General features: G+C 51.5%; 16 protein-coding genes. 15 read left to right on the top strand and 1 reads right to left on the bottom strand.

Going from position 1 to position 16,439, the window contains the following annotated elements:
• Positions 1 to 19: 19 nt before the first annotated feature.
• From JOD01_RS07875 to JOD01_RS07840, 8 genes are all read left to right on the top strand, one after another.
• Positions 20 to 1,321, top strand: a complete 1,302-nt coding sequence (locus JOD01_RS07875; protein WP_204517851.1) for a homoserine dehydrogenase — start codon at positions 20 to 22, stop codon at positions 1,319 to 1,321.
• Entirely contained in the window at positions 1,318 to 2,394 is a 1,077-nt protein-coding gene (gene thrC / locus JOD01_RS07870) for a threonine synthase (RefSeq protein ID WP_204517712.1), read from the top strand. The genes JOD01_RS07875 and thrC overlap by 4 nt, the downstream gene beginning before the upstream one ends.
• Positions 2,395 to 2,398: 4 nt before the next feature.
• The gene (thrB, locus tag JOD01_RS07865) at positions 2,399 to 3,316 is read left to right on the top strand and encodes a homoserine kinase (RefSeq protein ID WP_204517711.1); all 918 of its coding nucleotides are present in this window, start codon (positions 2,399 to 2,401) and stop codon (positions 3,314 to 3,316) included.
• A 35-nt stretch (positions 3,317 to 3,351) separates the two neighbouring features.
• Positions 3,352 to 4,212: a prephenate dehydratase gene (gene pheA / locus JOD01_RS07860; RefSeq protein ID WP_204517710.1), complete on the top strand. Its 861-nt coding sequence runs from the start codon at positions 3,352 to 3,354 to the stop codon at positions 4,210 to 4,212.
• Positions 4,213 to 4,482: 270 nt separating this feature from the next.
• The gene (locus JOD01_RS07855) at positions 4,483 to 4,785 is read left to right on the top strand and encodes a hypothetical protein (protein ID WP_204517709.1); all 303 of its coding nucleotides are present in this window, start codon (positions 4,483 to 4,485) and stop codon (positions 4,783 to 4,785) included.
• Between the two features lie 96 nt (positions 4,786 to 4,881).
• Positions 4,882 to 5,760 (top strand): branched-chain-amino-acid transaminase, encoded by an 879-nt coding sequence (ilvE, locus tag JOD01_RS07850; RefSeq protein WP_204517708.1) that lies wholly within the window; start codon positions 4,882 to 4,884, stop codon positions 5,758 to 5,760.
• Positions 5,761 to 6,077: 317 nt separating this feature from the next.
• On the top strand, positions 6,078 to 7,547 hold the full coding sequence (locus JOD01_RS19845; protein ID WP_204517707.1) for a SafA/ExsA family spore coat assembly protein: 1,470 nt from the start codon (positions 6,078 to 6,080) through the stop codon (positions 7,545 to 7,547).
• A gap of 15 nt (positions 7,548 to 7,562) precedes the next feature.
• A complete protein-coding gene (locus JOD01_RS07840) occupies positions 7,563 to 8,588 on the top strand; it encodes a phosphotransferase (protein WP_204517706.1) in 1,026 nt (341 codons plus the stop codon).
• A 53-nt stretch (positions 8,589 to 8,641) separates the two neighbouring features.
• Here JOD01_RS07840 and JOD01_RS07835 read toward each other — a convergent pair whose 3' ends face one another.
• Entirely contained in the window at positions 8,642 to 10,621 is a 1,980-nt protein-coding gene (locus tag JOD01_RS07835; RefSeq protein WP_204517705.1) for a bifunctional 2',3'-cyclic-nucleotide 2'-phosphodiesterase/3'-nucleotidase, read from the bottom strand.
• A 146-nt stretch (positions 10,622 to 10,767) separates the two neighbouring features.
• Between JOD01_RS07835 and JOD01_RS07830 the strand changes: the two genes are divergently transcribed.
• The 7 genes from JOD01_RS07830 to JOD01_RS07800 all read left to right on the top strand — a co-directional run bounded on the left by JOD01_RS07830 (position 10,768) and on the right by JOD01_RS07800 (position 16,430).
• The gene (locus JOD01_RS07830) at positions 10,768 to 11,346 is read left to right on the top strand and encodes a BofC C-terminal domain-containing protein (protein WP_239565302.1); all 579 of its coding nucleotides are present in this window, start codon (positions 10,768 to 10,770) and stop codon (positions 11,344 to 11,346) included.
• A gap of 81 nt (positions 11,347 to 11,427) precedes the next feature.
• Positions 11,428 to 11,619 carry a hypothetical protein gene (locus JOD01_RS07825; RefSeq protein WP_204517704.1) on the top strand — a complete coding sequence of 64 codons (192 nt, stop codon included), beginning with the start codon at positions 11,428 to 11,430 and terminating at the stop codon, positions 11,617 to 11,619.
• A gap of 136 nt (positions 11,620 to 11,755) precedes the next feature.
• Complete coding sequence (gene ruvC / locus JOD01_RS07820; RefSeq protein ID WP_204517703.1) at positions 11,756 to 12,256, top strand: crossover junction endodeoxyribonuclease RuvC; 501 nt, start codon at positions 11,756 to 11,758, stop codon at positions 12,254 to 12,256.
• Complete coding sequence (gene ruvA / locus JOD01_RS07815) at positions 12,253 to 12,861, top strand: Holliday junction branch migration protein RuvA (RefSeq protein WP_204517702.1); 609 nt, start codon at positions 12,253 to 12,255, stop codon at positions 12,859 to 12,861. The genes ruvC and ruvA overlap by 4 nt, the downstream gene beginning before the upstream one ends.
• Before the next feature lie 4 nt (positions 12,862 to 12,865).
• Positions 12,866 to 13,861 carry a Holliday junction branch migration DNA helicase RuvB gene (gene ruvB, locus JOD01_RS07810; RefSeq protein ID WP_204517701.1) on the top strand — a complete coding sequence of 332 codons (996 nt, stop codon included), beginning with the start codon at positions 12,866 to 12,868 and terminating at the stop codon, positions 13,859 to 13,861.
• On the top strand, positions 13,858 to 14,076 hold the full coding sequence (locus JOD01_RS07805) for a DUF2905 domain-containing protein (protein ID WP_204517700.1): 219 nt from the start codon (positions 13,858 to 13,860) through the stop codon (positions 14,074 to 14,076). Before ruvB ends, JOD01_RS07805 begins: the two co-directional genes overlap by 4 nt.
• A gap of 260 nt (positions 14,077 to 14,336) precedes the next feature.
• Positions 14,337 to 16,430 carry a SpoIID/LytB domain-containing protein gene (locus JOD01_RS07800; RefSeq protein WP_204517699.1) on the top strand — a complete coding sequence of 698 codons (2,094 nt, stop codon included), beginning with the start codon at positions 14,337 to 14,339 and terminating at the stop codon, positions 16,428 to 16,430.
• The last annotated feature ends 9 nt before the right edge of the window (positions 16,431 to 16,439 follow it).

The following is a 16,439-nucleotide window of genomic DNA, read 5'->3' as shown; positions in this document are numbered from 1 at the left end:
AACAGAGGAGGAAGAAGAGATGGAGAAGCAGATTGTAAAAGTGGGACTGATGGGATTTGGTACGGTTGGGACAGGTGTGGTGCGCTTGATCGAGGCCCATCAGGAAGACTTGCAAAAACAAACCGGAGTCAGCATTCAAATCAAGAAAATTCTGGTTCAGGATAAAAGCAAAGGCCGCGGCATTGCGACAATGCAGCGGTTGATTACCGAGGATCCGCGGGAACTGCTCGAAGATCCGGAAATCGATGTGATCGTGGAAGTGATCGGCGGAATCCAGCCTGCCAAAGATTACATTTTGGCCGCTTTGGACAACCGCAAACATGTGGTCACAGCCAACAAAGATTTGATGGCGCTGCATGGCGGAGAGATTTTGCAAAAAGCGCAGGAAAAAGGCTGCGACGTCTTTTATGAAGCGAGCGTTGGCGGCGGTATCCCGATTTTGCGGGCCTTGGTTGAAGGATTTTCTTCTGACCGGATTAAAAAAATGATGGGGATTGTCAATGGAACAACCAACTACATTTTGACCAAAATGAGCCGCGAAGGTGCCGACTATGCTGAGGTGTTGAAAGAAGCGCAGGCTTTGGGCTATGCCGAGGCCGATCCGACTTCCGACGTGGAAGGCTTTGATGCCGCCCGCAAAATGGCCATTTTGGCCACATTGGGCTTTCACGTGCCGGTAAATCTCGAAGATGTGAGCGTCCAAGGGATCAGCGGTGTTTCCAAGGCGGATATTGCCTATGGCAAAAAGCTGGGCTATGAAGTTAAGCTGCTGGGAATGGCCCAGCGCGATGACGATGCGATTGAAGTGAGCGTACAGCCTACGATGGTGCATACCTCCCATCCGCTGTCGACGGTCAACGGCGTCTTTAATGCCGTCTATGTGTACGGGGAAGCCGTCGGGGAAACGATGTTTTACGGTCCGGGAGCGGGGGAACTGCCGACCGCGACAGCTGTTGTTTCCGATCTGGTGACCGTGGTTAAAAACATGAAGCTTGGCGTCAATGGGCGCGGGATGGTCGGACCTTACAAGGAGAAAATTTTGAAGGCGGACAGCGAAAAATATTCCCGTTACTTTTTGCGGATTATCGTCCGCGACGAGCGAGGCGTGCTTGCCCAAATCACGCAACTGCTATCCGAGAAAAATATCAGTTTGGGGCAGGTCTTGCAGCAGCCATACCGTGAAGGCGAAGCGGAAATTGTCATGGTTACCCATCAGGCAGCAAAACGCGACATGGATGAGGTTATCGCCATACTTGAAGAGTTGGCAGTGGTCAATGAAATCAAAAGCGTCTATCGAGTTGAAGGAGGAGAAACGGAATGAATGCGATTGGGAATCGGCAAGCGGGGATCATCGAGCGGTATCGGGAGTTTTTGCCGGTCAACGAACGGACCCCTCATTTGAGCTTGCATGAAGGAAATACGCCGCTGATTTATGCGGATCGACTATCTAAGGAATTGGGATTGAATCTATACGTTAAATATGAAGGGTTAAATCCGACCGGTTCATTCAAAGATCGCGGCATGGTCATGGCCGTGGCCAAAGCGATCGAGGAAGGCAGCAACACAATCATGTGCGCGTCTACCGGCAATACGTCCGCTGCCGCTGCTGCTTATGCCGCTCGGGCGGGATTGCGCTGCATCGTGCTGATTCCCAGCGGAAACATCGCTTTGGGCAAACTGGCCCAGGCGATTGCTTACGGTGCAGAAGTGATCGCCATTGACGGCAATTTTGACGAGGCGCTGCGGATTGTTCGCGAAATCACCGCTACCCACCCGATTACGCTGGTCAATTCTGTCAATCCGTACCGGATCGAAGGGCAAAAGACAGCTGCCTTTGAAATTTGCGATGCTCTTGGCAGCGCTCCGGACATTTTGGCCATCCCCGTCGGCAATGCCGGGAACATCACGGCTTATTGGAAGGGATTCAAAGAGTATCATCAAGCTGGGAAAAGCGGAAAATTGCCGCATATGTATGGCTTCCAGGCTGCTGGTGCAGCTCCGCTGGTCAAAGGAGAGACCGTGGAACATCCGGAAACGGTAGCAACTGCGATCCGAATTGGCAATCCTGCCAGCAAGGAAGGAGCTATCGCTGCTGTCCGCGAATCCGACGGCTTGTTTGAAGCGGTGACCGATGAAGAAATCTTGGAAGCGTACAGATTGCTGGCCCGCTCCGAAGGGGTATTCTGCGAACCTGCTTCCGCCGCGTCGTTGGCTGGTGTCTTGAAACTGCACAAAGCCGGAAACTTGGCCGCTGGCTCTACCGTTGTTTGCGTATTGACAGGAAATGGCCTGAAAGACCCGAACATTGCCTTAAAAACAGTTGCCGCTGAACCAAAAGCAGTTCCCGCTACGCAGGAAGCTGTCATGCAAATCATCGAGTCTGCAGGGATGTGACGGTATGAATAAAGTTCGCGTAATCGTGCCGGCCAGCACGGCCAACCTGGGGCCGGGTTTTGATACGCTTGGCATGGCTTTTCAGTTGTACACGACGATTGAACTGCGTTATGCCGAGAAAACGGAAATAAGAATGAACGGACCGGAACTGGACAAACTGCCGACCGACAAAAGCAACCTGCTGTATCAAATTGCCGCCCAACTGTTTGCAGAGGCCGGACGCCCTGCTCCCGAACTGCTGTTTGAAGTGGAATCAACCGTTCCATTAACACGGGGGTTAGGCAGCAGCGCGGCCGCGATTGTCGGCGCATTGGTCTCGGCCAATGCTTTGCTCGACGAACCTTTCACCCGCGAGCAACTGTTTGCGATGGCTTGCCGGCTGGAAGGACATCCCGATAATGTCGGCGCCTCTCTGTTTGGCGGATTCGTGGTGGCAACGATGCCCGATACGGAACAAGCGGCCGTTCCGTATGTTCGTTTCACCGCTCCCGAGCAACTTCACGCTCTGGCGGTGATTCCCGATTTCTGGCTGTCTACGGAGAAGGCACGTACGGTTTTACCCGACCTGTACAGAAAAGAGGATATGATTTATAATGTGGGTCACAGTAGTTTGCTCGTGGCTGCATTGGCACAAGGACGGCTGGATTTGTTGGCAAGTGCCATGCAGGATCGTCTCCATCAACCGTATCGAGCGCAATTGGTACCCGGTTTAAGCGAAATTCTCGCTTCCGCGGCCGAGCATGGCGCGTGGGGAGCTGCCCTCAGTGGTGCCGGTCCTACCATTATTTGCTTTTATACGGGGGAAACAAATCGGCAACAGCTGTTATCGTTTGTCGATCGGATCATGGTTAAACATCAGGTTGGCTATCAAACCTTAACGCTCTTGCCAGACAATGATGGGGTACAAGTGTCGAAAATATAACCGTTAATAACCAGCTTGATGGATAGGAGAGAAACATGAAAAAGTTTGCTTTTCTTGGGCCTCGTGGTACTTTTTCCGAAGAAGCGGCGCGTTTGATGACCGCGCATCTGGAAGCGAGCTACTATCCGTATCCCACGATCATTGATGCGTTGAAGGCTGCGGCATCGGAAGAAGTTGATTTTGGAATCGTCCCTTTGGAGAATTCCATTGAAGGAACGGTCAATCTGACTTTGGATTGGTTGATTAACGAAGTGGAAATGCCGATTTTGGCGGAGCTGGCTTTGCCAATTTCCCAGCATCTGCTTGTTGCCAGAAACGAGGTTCCGTTGCCCTTTTCCGCCATTACCAAGGTGCTGTCTCATCCGCATGCGGTCGCTCAGTGCCATCGCTTCCTGAAAGAACATTTACCGCAAGCCGAAATTGAATATACCAACAGTACCGCGCTGGCTGCACAAATGGTCGGCAGTCATCCGGAGGAACGCTGGGCGGCGATCGGAAATCGGCTGAATACGGAAATTTATCCGCTGATGTTTGCTCAGCAAAACATTCAAGACTATTCTAACAATTACACCCGGTTCGTCTTGGTAGGGAAACAGCAAATCAGTTTGTTGCCTTCCGATGTGGAAAAAACGACGATTTTGGTGACTTTGCCAGAAGACTTTCCTGGAGCACTTCACCAAGTTTTGGCAGCTTTTGCCTGGCGCAAAATCAACTTGTCGCGGATTGAGTCACGCCCGACCAAAAAAGGCTTGGGAAGCTATTATTTCGTGATCGATATCGAACAAAAAATGGACGACGTCTTGCTGCCGGGAGCTTTTGCTGAAATAGAGGCGCTTGGTTGCCAGGTCCGGCCATTGGGCACATATCCGCGATATATTCATATGATCACTTGTTAAACAAATCTCTCTTGGTTGTCGAGAAGGAACTCGGCAACCTTTTTATTTGGCCGTTTTCCGGATCGCTTGGAATGGATTTTGCCCGAACATTTTCGTCTGCTCGCAATCTTGCCCAATTCTCGAGAATTGTACCAATACCCAATCCAGTCCCAAAGTTACTTCATAAAATAGGGAAGCAAATTCATTGAGTGTCAACTAGGTCCAAAGACCATGCTGTCCGAATCGTTTCCTGTCTTGCAAACTGATTTGGAGGGAGAAGGTGGAAGAAGAATGACCAAGCAGAAAAAAGGGAAGGCCAAGGTCGCGAGTTCCCGCAAAAATCTGCAAAAACAGGTGGATGAACTGCAAAAACAGGTGAATGAACTGAAGAAGAGCAATGCGGAAGCAAGTGTGAAAAGCAAGGGGGAAAATAAACCGAGCCTGCTCAGCAACATTGATCCAGCTAAACTGAGCGAGTGGCTGAATCTGTTAAGCAATCCGGCAGTCCAGGATTTGATCAGTCAATGGCGAGTCAAATCGGTGCCGGTTGCCGAAGAACCACCGCGAAGACGGCGGCGGCGCTTATTCTCCTAACATTTGACGCCATCCCTTCTCCAGGTTATAATTGTGGGCAAACTCTGAATATTTCGTGAATGAAAAACGCGCAAATAACCTGGTGGAGGGAATCGCATGTCGGAGCAGCTGATTTATTTAAATGGAGAATTTGTCTGCAAAGAAAACGCAAAAATATCGGTATATGATCATGGCTTTTTGTATGGGGATGGCATTTTTGAGGGGATTCGCGCGTATAACGGAAACATTTTCCGATTGGAGGAACACATTGAGCGGCTGTATGAATCGGCTCTCTCCATCTTGTTGCAAATTCCGCACACTCCTGCGGAAATGTGTCAGCTAGTGGTCGAGACCGTACGCCGAAACAATCTGCGTGATGCCTATATTCGCCTCGTGGTTTCCCGCGGCACCGGCAATCTCGGGCTGGATCCCAGAAGCTGCCCAACTCCCAGTGTGATTATTATTGCCGAACAGTTAAGCTTGTTTCCCCGGGAGTTGTATGAAACAGGCCTGCGCATCATTACCGTGCCTACGCGAAGAAATACACCGGATGCATTGAATCCCAAAATCAAGTCGCTAAATTACTTGAATAATATTTTGGTACGGATGGAAGCGGCACAAGCAGGTGTGAGCGAAGCGTTGATGTTAAACCGCGAAGGATACGTCGCCGAAGGGTCCGGAGATAATGTCTTTCTTGTCAAAAAAGGAATCTTGTACACACCGCCCGCGTATATTGGCGCATTGCAAGGGATTACGAGACAGGTGATCATCGAAATAGCTCAGCAGTTAGGATATGTCGTAAAGGAAGAACCGTTTACCCGTCACGATGTCTATGTGGCGGATGAGGTTTTTTTGACGGGTACTGCTGCTGAAGTCATTTCGGTCATCGAAGTGGACGGTCGCCGCATTAAAGACGGCAAACCCGGTCAGGTAACCGGACAATTGCTGCAAGAGTTTCGTCAGCGGGTAGAGAAAGAGGGCGTAACGATCGATTAGCTTATGAACCGCTCGCTTCGGTCGAGGGGACTGTACAAAAAGTTGCGCCGCTGATTCCCCGAGCCAAACCGTTCGTTGGACCGGGCTTTGAAAGTCGCTCGGATTCGCAGAAACGGCCCTTCATGCACCACAACACACAGGTTTGTCTGCAAACGGAGCTGCCGACTTAGATCGGCAGTTTTTTTTGTGCCAAGGGAGAAAAGAACGCGGTGAAGACGCGGGACACTGGCGGAGATTATTTTGGCAGAGGGGAGAGCAAACGGCCCATGGGTGCATACCATGATAAGGTAGTTTTAGTCAGGAAGGAGAATTAAGGCGTGAAAATTCATATTGTTCAAAAAGGCGACACCATGTGGAAAATCGCTCAAAAGTATGGAGTCGATTATAAAGAGTTGCTCCGTGCAAACAACGAACTAAAAAACCCTGACTTAATTGCCCCGGGGATGAAAATTAAAGTACCGACGGACCAGGTTCCCATCCTTCCGCGTGAGCAGGAGAAAGCGGAGAACAGAAGGCCGCTGCCGTTGCCGAATCTGCCGGAGGAGCAGCCAACTCAGGAAACTGAGCAGTTCAATTTACCGGCGCAGCAACCGCCAACTTTGGAGACAGAACAAGCTCCTGACACGGGGGATATTACGCCACTGCCCGAATTGCCGCCGACAACAGAAGTGCCGGAGATGGAGGCGATTCCGCCCGCCCAGCCGTTTCCGCAATTTCCTGTGATTCCGCAAGTCCCATATATTCCTGTCCCGGAAGCGCCCGCGCAACCGCCCGTACAACCGTTCCAGCCGCCGATGATTGCACCGCAAGCGCCTGTACAGCCGCCGTTCCAGCCGCCGCTGATGCCGCAAGCACCCGTACAACCGCCGCAGCAACCGCCAATGATCGCGCCGCAAGCGCCTGTACAGCCGCCGTTCCAGCCGCCGCTGATGCCGCAAGCACCCGTACAGCCGCCGTTCCAGCCGCCGCTGATGCCGCAAGCACCCGTACAACCGCCGCAGCAACCGCCAATGATCGCGCCGCAAGCACCCGTACAGCCGCCGTTCCAGCCGCCGATGATTGCACCGCAAGCGCCTGTACAGCCGCCGTTCCAGCCGCCGCTGATGCCGCAAGCACCCGTACAGCCGCCGTTCCAGCCGCCGATGATTGCACCGCAAGCGCCCGTACAGCCGCCGTTCCAGCCGCCGCTGATGCCGCAAGCACCCGTACAACCGCCGCAACGACCGCCGATCATGCCGCCGCAGCCGCCCGTTCCATTTCAGTCGATGATTTCTCCGCAAACGATCATGCCACCAGCCCAGGCGCCGATTTTCCCGCCGTTCCAATCGTTTGCGCCGACGACACCGCAACCGTACTTTTCTCCTCTTCCGCCATTCAACGAGCAGCAGCGGTCATTCGCGCTTCGTCAACCGCCAACCGCAGGAATGCCGACAGCCCCCTATTTAATGCCGTTGTGTCCACCGCTCCAGCAGCCTACTCGACAACCGGAGAGCATGGGCATGGATAAAGATTTGCAACAAGATTGCGGTTGTGGTTGTGGCGGTTGCGGCGGCCGTTGCGGGGGAAGAGCGCAACAAAGAATGAGCACGATGCCAAATCCGTACACCTATCCTTACCAACCGCCTGCTGGTCCTAGGCCTGGCGACAGCAGCCGGATGACGGAAAGTTCTTATTCAGAATCAATCAGCTACTATTATTCTCCTATGCCAAATATGCCGCACGTGCCTTCCAGCGAAGTTTGGCCCGATTGGGAGCAATCTGATGAGCATGATGATGAATCTTGTTAAAGTAAGTGAACGGCTATGGAAAAGACGCTATTCACCGGATTGCAGAAGGCGTATCGTTGTCGAATTTATGGACTGAAAGCGCGGCGAAATGTTTATATCGCCAAGACGGACAGAGGCGTATGGATTATTAAGGGCTATCGGCAAAGAGAGAAGGCCGAATGGGTCACACAGCTTTCCGATCAACTGTTTGACAACGGATTTTATCATACGGTTCACTATGTTACGCATTCCGGCGGACAAAAAGTATTGCCGCTGGGGAATCGTTACTACACCGTCATGAAAGAGATACCGGGACGGGAAGCGAGCTTCGTCACATTGACCGATGTCCGGAAAGCGGCCACGGCGCTTGCCCGCTTCCATTTGGCCGCGGAGGGATTTCCGGCGTCTCACGAAATGCTGGCCGGGAAAATACCACTCCTCGACAAATGGGAAGATCGGATTCGCTATTTTGAAAAGATAACCGCAGCGATTGCCCGGCGCGGGCCGCAAAACCGTTTGGAACAAGTGATTCTGGCGATGGCCAAAGAAACGAGAGAAAATAGTTGGGATGTTCTGAATCATGCCGGAGCATTGCCGCTGAAAGCGGAAATGGATCAGGCGGTGACGAAGGGGACATTGGCTCACCGGGATTTGGCCAGTCATAATTTCTTGATTGATGCGGAAGGAGTCAGCTATCTCATTGATCTTGATACCGTTGCTTCCGATATGCAACTCGTCGATTTGGTGCAATTTTTCGGCCGAATGCTGCTGTTGCAAGGATATGCCGTTTCCGCTTTTCAAGAAGCCATGGAAGCTTATACAAAACTCAAGCCGTTAAGCGACAGCCAAATTTGGACGATTCATCAACTGCTGCGTTTTCCGGACAACTTTTTGCGAGAAGTTGCCGGACTGTATGCGCGACGTTCCGGCTTTATGCTGCGCGGTGTAAGTCAACTTGTCATGCTGGAGCGGAGTTTGCGGCAGGCGCGAGAACGGTTTTTACGGGCTGAAGCGGAGATCTTTGGCCATCCCGCTTGGGAGAATTACCGGATTATCGGATAAAAAAAGCTGATGACGTCGGTAGTCATCAGCTTTTTTCCTGTGGTGCAAATGAATTATTTTTGGGAGAGATCAATCGAATATTTGGCAAAACCATCCGGTTGGGTGTTGATGAACTGGATGTTAGTCAGTTTTTCAGCAAACGCTTGCGCTTGCGGAGAAGTGGTAAAGGTCACGTTCACTTTTCCTTGAATTGGTGTGAAGCTCCAGTTGTTATCGGCTGTTGGATTGATTGTTTTATTCTCCAGGATGTAATCGATGATTACTTGACGGTTTTCATCCGGCGAATCAATGATGATGTTTTTGCCGTCAAGACCTGGGAAGTTGCCGCCGCCGCCCGCGCGATAGTTGTTTGTGACGACGATGAATTTGTCTTCAGGGTTTACCGGTTTTCCGTTAAAGGACAAGTTTTTGATCCGGTGTGCGTCCGGATTAACCAGTTTGCCATCCAGATCATAGCGAACCGGTTGAGTCACATCAATTTCGTAGGAAACCCCATCGATTACATCGTAGTTATAGGTTGGGAACGCATCGTTGACCAACGGTTGCTCTTCAGTTTTCTTCGGATCGATTTGGTTGAATTGACCCGCAGAACGTTCCAGCCATTCTTGCACTTGGGCGCCATTTAACAGTACGGCTTTTACGGTGTTTGGATAGACGTACAAGTCGGACACGTTTTTGATCGCGATCGTTCCAGCCGGAATGTTTGTATAATAGCTGGCGCCGTTGCGTCCGCCTGCTTTAAACGGAGCACCTGCTGACAGCACCGGGATATTTTCATATTCGGTTCCTTTGATATTCTTTTCCACATACCATTTTTGCGCATTGGTCACGATCTGGATCGAAGGATCATCCTGCACCAGCGCAAAGAAGCTTTGGATCGGGGCTGCCGTCGTGCCCACCGCAGAGCGCACCCACTCGACCGTATGATCATGATCCGCCTTGACCGCTTCGATTATTTTCGGATCGGCGTCTACCAGCGCTTTCTTGTTGACAGCGTCATAAATCGGCTTGACGGTCGACTGGGAATCGGCCACTTTCCATTTGCCGTTTTCCTGTACCAAAGTCAGGTCGATAATCCCCAGATGGTTGCCCCAGTATCCGGGTTGTACAGCAGCGACGCCGTTGATCGTTCCTTTTGCATTGTCTACGCCCGGAATCTCGTCATAGCCTTTTCCCGGGAAGGTCGTATGCGTATGGCCATACAGGATCGCATCAATGCCTTCCACTTTGCTGAGCAAATAGGTGGCATTTTCATCCATGCCGCTCGCTTCTGTGTTGCCCAAACCGGAGTGAGGGATGGCAACGATCAGATCTGCGCCTTTCGCCTTGATTTCCGGAATATATTTGTTGGCCGTCTCCACAATATCCTTGGCAATTACTTGGCCTTCCAAATTGGATTTGTCCCAATTGGTAATTTGCGGCGGTACGAAGCCGATCACGCCAATTTTGAGCGTGACATCGTTGCCGTTGTCATCCTTGAATGTTTTCTCCAGTATCTGGTATGGAGTGAAATAGTTTTTGTCGTTGGCAGGGTCATTGTCTTTGTCGTCAATATACACATTGGCATTGACGTATGGAAAATTGGCACCTTTCAGACTGCGTTGCAGGTGATCCAATCCAAAGTTGAATTCATGGTTCCCGATGTTTCCCGCGTCATAATCCAGCAAATTCATCGCTTTGTACACCGGATGAATTTCGCCGTCTTTTAGCGGTTGTACTTTTGCTACATAATCACCCAGCGGGTTTCCTTGGATCAAATCGCCGTTATCGAACAGCAAGCTGTTTTTGGCTTCCTCTCGCGCCGCTTTGATCAATGTGGCGGTTTTCGCCAGACCGAATTCATCCGTCGACTTGTCCTGGTAGTAATCATAGTTCACGATGTTGGTATGGATGTCTGTCGTTTCAAGCAGTCTCAGATGAAGTGTAGACTCGCCTGCAGCGCTGGCCGGAACCAATGGGAAGGCCAAAGAGCTGGCAATCAGTGTGGTTGCAAGCAAACTGAAGACAATCTGCTTTTTGCCAATTTTTCTCATTACAATCCCCCAAATTATTAGAAAATATAATTCACCGTAATCTTAACATAGCTTTCCAGTAGATGGTAGACACTAGATTGGAAGTATACGGTTTTTTTACATTGGCTAGACTGGGTTAATAAAAGCATTAAAGGGGTTTGAATGCGATGAAAAAATTGAGAATGTACAGCAGCATCTCGGTCGTGCTGTTTGTTGCTTTGCTCGCCGGCGGCGGTGTCTACCTGTATAACAAAGGATCAGAACAATCAGTCTCCGGGCAGACCGCGGAAGTGAACATCGTTTGGCAGCCGCAGAGCCGGCATTTTGACCTGGTGCTGGCTCGGACGTATTTGTGCGGGCTCAAAGATGAGGAGCATGTGCAGATCCCGTACGATAAACTGGCCCAGTCGTTGACGAATTACGCCGGCTGGGAGATTATTACCTCGGAACCGCAAAAGCTGATTTTGCTGAAACGGGAAAACGATCTCGCGCCAGCCTGCAAAGCAAACGGTTACTTCGGCTTGACGCCGGACGGGATGCTGACGCTGTTTAACGGATTGCCGCAAGAGCAGGATGTCATTCAGACTTTCTATCAGATCAACACGGAACGGATGAAGGCCACTTTACCGAAAGAAGAGGTAGATTTGTTGTTTCAGGGCATACGGGTAAGGGACTTGGCTGAATATAACAGCGTTTTGTCGACATACGGTGAATTTCAGCTGGGCGCAGCCGACGGACATCATTAAGAAACATCCTCAAACTTACATAAACAGCAGGCGCTTGTCACATACTGTTTGCATACGGCGTGACAAGGAGGAGTCTTTTGGATGTCTTCGCGACCACGAGGAAGCTATAAAGACCAATTCCACCAGCGTTTGTATGTTCAGTTAAACCAGGGGCATAACCAGTTGGATTTTCGTCGCATCAATGAAATCAATGAACAGATGCAAGCAGGTGTTGACGAATATGCTCACATGCAGCACGACTACATGGATGCACTGGGAATGAACAAACACTAGGACGCCGTATAGGCCTAACCCCAACAGGGTTAGGCCTTTTCGCTGTAAGAGTTTTGAATGAAACGGAAATGCATGTTCGCTTTTTGTCGGGAATATGGTACAGTTAAAAGATAAAAGAAAAAACGGAGCGTGTCTTATGCGGATTATGGGAATTGACCCCGGTATTGCCATTGTGGGTTTTGGGGTATTGGAAAAGCAGGGGAGCCAGCTCAAACCTATTCAATATGGCAGTATTCAAACGGAAGCGGGTTTGCCTGTTCCGTTGCGTCTCAAGCAAATTTTTGAAGCGATGCAGGAGATTCTAGCGACTTATCAACCGGAAGAGATGGCGGTTGAGAAGCTGTTTTTTAATCGCAATGTGACCACCGCCTTTACCGTGGGCCAAGCGCGCGGCGTCATTTTGCTGGCGGCCGAGTTGGCAGGCGTCCCTGTTTACGAATATACGCCGCTGCAGGTCAAGCAGGCCGTGACCGGTTATGGCGGAGCAGATAAAAAACAAATTCAGGAAATGATCCGGCTGCTGCTGCACTTAAAAGAAGTACCGAAGCCGGATGATGTCGCCGATGCACTGGGAATTGCCGTCACGCATGCGCAATTTCGTAATTTTACCAAGATTGTGGAAGGTGTACATAAATGATCGATTTCGTCGAGGGAAATGTCGCATATCTGGATAGTGATTACGTTGTCGTGGAGACCTCCGGGATCGGCTATCGCCTTTTTTGTCCGAATCCCTATCTGTTTGTGCAGGATGAAAATAAGAAACGCCGCTTTTATACCCATCATCATGTCAGGGAAGATGCGATTTTGCTGTACGGCTTTGCGACACGCGATGAGCGGGATCTGTTTCGCAAGCTGCTTGATGTCAGCGGGATTGGCCCGAAAGGAGCGTTGGCCATTTTGGCCGCGGCAACGCCGGAACAGATCGTCTTGGCGGTACAGCAGGAGAACGTGGCCTATTTGACCAAATTCCCGGGAATCGGCAAGAAAACCGCGCAGCGAATGGTGCTCGATTTGAAAGACAAATTGCAAGGTTTTACTCCGTCGGCGATCATTCCGGCAGCAGATTACGCCGCTGATGTACGGAAAGGTGAGTTCGCGGAAGCGCTGGAAGCGTTGGAAGCGCTGGGCTACACGGAAGCGGAACTGCAAAAAGTCAAGCTTTCCTTGCGTGAACTGGCGGATGGCGGAGCAAACGTGGAACAACTGATCAAACAAGGTTTGGCCATGATGATGAGGGGATGAGCAGATGGACGATCGGATCATAACGACCAACATGCAATGGGAGGATGAGCATGAATTAAGTTTGCGCCCCCGTTTTTTGGCTGAATATATCGGACAGCGACAGGTCAAGGAAAACCTCAAGGTGTTTATCGAAGCAGCCAAGCTGCGGAAAGAAGCTCTTGATCACGTCCTGCTCTACGGACCGCCAGGGTTGGGCAAAACGACCTTGTCGCAAATTATTGCCAATGAGCTGGGGGTCAGCATCCGGACAACATCGGGACCGGCCATCGAGCGGCCGGGTGACCTCGCCGCCTTGCTGACTAACCTGCAAGAAGGCGACGTGTTGTTTATCGATGAAATCCATCGTCTCAATCGCAGCGTGGAAGAGGTATTGTATCCGGCGATGGAGGATTTTGCCCTTGATATTATTATCGGGAAAGGACCGAGCGCCCGCAGTGTTCGCCTGGAACTGCCGCCGTTTACCTTGATCGGGGCGACCACGCGCGCCGGGATGCTGTCTGCGCCTTTGCGCGACCGGTTCGGCGTTGTCAACCGGCTGGACTACTACACTGTGGAGGAATTGGCCTTTATCGTTACCCGCGCTGCCGATATTTTGCAGATCGGCATTAAAGAAGGCGGAGCGATCGAGATTGCCAAACGTTCGCGGGGAACCCCCCGTGTTGCCAATCGCTTGCTGAAGCGGGTTCGCGATTTTGCCCAGGTGCAGGGCGAAGGGGTGATTACAGAAGAGATCGCCAACGAAGCCTTGACCCGGCTGCAGGTTGATTCCTGCGGACTGGACCATATCGACCACAAACTGCTGTTGGCGATCATTGACAAATTTTCCGGAGGGCCGGTTGGATTGGATACGATTGCGGCTACAATAGGAGAAGAATGGCAAACGATTGAAGATGTGTATGAGCCCTATCTGATGCAAATCGGGTTTATGCAGCGCACGCCTCGCGGACGGACGGTCACCGGGGCGGCCTATCAACATTTCGGGCGGGAGATGAAACAATGAATCCGGTAGCCAAACTGTTGATCATTGGCGGAGTGGTGTTGGTGATTATCGGGGTGCTTTGGCAAATTGGCGGAAAATATCTTCCGTTAGGCAGACTTCCGGGAGATATTGCCGTGGAAAAAGAGAACGTCCGCTTTTATTTTCCCGTTGTGACGTGTATCGTGATCAGCGTGATTCTCTCCTTAATCAGTTACCTGTTTCGCTTGTTCAAATAAAGAAAAACGGATCAGCGTGAACGCTCTTGTCTGTTTGCTTGCGGACAAAGAGCGGAGTCGAAGCGAGGAGAGCGTCCGTTTCTCACACAAGAAAACTGCTTTGTCTTCAATCTGAGACTATCGCGCCGCTGTCGATAGTCTTTTTCTTTCGGAAATAAGCAGGAAAGCACAGGAAATTTGTCGAAAAACAAAAAGGTGCAAGTGGTTTCGAGCGGAAACTGGGAAAAGCGAACAGAATGGCAGAGAAATGGGGAAACATCATGAACAAGAGTTGGAAGAAGCTGGGCCTGTTGGCCGGGTGCATGCTGCTCTTTCCCATGGCAACCGATCGAGCGGAAGCAGCGGGAAAGGATATACGCGTCGCATTGTTTATTGATGCCGGGTTCGGTTACCGTGGAACGGTGCCGGCGGTAACTTTGTCCAGTGACAACGGATTAAGCATATCTTTTGCCGACGATCGTTCAGCAAAACTTTCCGGCGGGAAAGAGACGACTGCCCGATTTACGGTAGACGAGTATCATTATCTCGCAGCGGAGACGAGCAGTTTCACCTATGCACAACAAGTAGCCCAAAAACTCAGTCAACACGGGTTGCCGGCATCGATCGAACTGGCGCAGAAGGACGGCAAGACCGTCTATCAGGTAACGAGCGGTTCGTACGCGACGCCGCAGGCTGCCAGCGCCAAAGCGGCTGCGGTTCAACAGGCGGCCAATCTGCAACCGACATTAAAAGGTCCCTTCCATTTGGAAGCGGGAACGTTTTCTTCGCTGAAAGATGCGGAGAATTGGGAGGAGGTACTCGATCATTCAGGTTTGGATGCCTATCCGGTTGTCATCAATAAAAACGGCAATACGAAGTATGCGGTCTGGGTCGGCGAGGCAGCTTCGGTGAGCGCATTGGATACGATCAGGCAGGAAGCCAAGGCAAAGTTTCCGAACCTCGCGTTTTCGCAAGCGAATGAACCGGAGTACGCGTTGCTGCGAACGGAAGTGCTGGCTGGCGGCAATAGCTGCGAAAGCATGACCAAATATGCGTTTTCCCAGCAATCGAAACTGCTGGTTGCTCCGAAAAAGGGGAGCGGCACCGAGTTGATCACTGTGGAAGAGCGAAGCGGCCGACGGTATCGGGGGGAGATTGAACTTTCCGAATATAAAGGACATCTGACGGTCGTAAATGAACTTCCTTTGGAAGAATATTTGTACGGCGTGGTCGGTTCCGAAATGCAAACCGGCTGGCCGCAGGAGGCGCTCAAGGTCCAGGCCGTTTTGGCCCGGACGCGCGCCGTTACCATGAACAACAAGTACGGTGTGGCCGATCTGTCTGATACGGTGACGGAGCAGGCGTACTACGGTTACAATCTGGAGGCAGCCGATATCCGCAGGGCGGTCGACAAAACGGAAGGAGAAATTATCACCTATCAAGGGAAACCGATCGAGCCCTTCTTTTATTCCAATGCCGGCGGAGAAACAGCGGACGGTACAGAGGTATGGGGCAACGCCGTGCCTTATGCAAAACCGGTGTCAAGCAATGACACCGCCCCACTGGCTGCTGCCAAGCTCTGGTATCTGGTAGCCCTTCATGATGGGACGACCGGTTATATCCGCTCTGATCTGGTGCAGCTGACCGGGGAGACGAATCCAGCGGGACTGCAGCTTGGCCAGGTGAGCAGCGAGCTGATTAACTTGCGAGCTGGTTCGAGCACTACCTACCATCGCGTATTGACCACGTTGACGCGCGGGGCGGAGGTTGCCATCATCGGTCAGGAACTCGAAGAAAATGCGTTCAGCTGGACGCGAGGGCCGTACACGCCCGCGGAGATGAAGAGTATGATCAACGCCAGCCAGGCGCGGAACAATGGCCCGCAAATCAGCGGCTCATTGAACAGTCTGGAAGTGACGGAACGAGGCCCATCGGGACGTGTGCTGCAAATGGAAGCCAACGGAACAGTATTGAAAGTGCCGTCGCCGGATGCCCATCGTTCGATTTTTGCGGAAAATGGCAACGCTTTGCGCAGTACGAAGTTTTCCATCGAAGAGCTGGGCACGGTTAGCGTCCTCGGGGCAAATGGACGGACAAGCTCGCTTCCGGATGCGGATGAGGAACTGCACGCAATCGGTGCCGATACGAAAGTAGCTTCTCCCGCGAACGGCTCTGCCGGACAATTCCTGATTTTCAATCCGCAGGGCGAGTGGCGAGTGGCTTCCAAAAGCCAGCAGTATTTGATCCGCGGTTACGGTTACGGCCACGGCCTGGGTGTTTCGCAGTACGGCGCCAAGGCGATGGCTGAACAAGGGTATGACTATAAAGAGATTCTGAAACACTATTATACAGGGATTAAAATTGAAGCAGATTGAATAACGTAA

The organism is Brevibacillus fulvus, assembly GCF_016908525.1.
GTDB lineage: Bacteria > Bacillota > Bacilli > Brevibacillales > Brevibacillaceae > Brevibacillus_G > Brevibacillus_G fulvus.
Note: the sequence above shows the minus strand (reverse complement) of the source record. Positions and strands in the feature narration are given on the sequence as shown.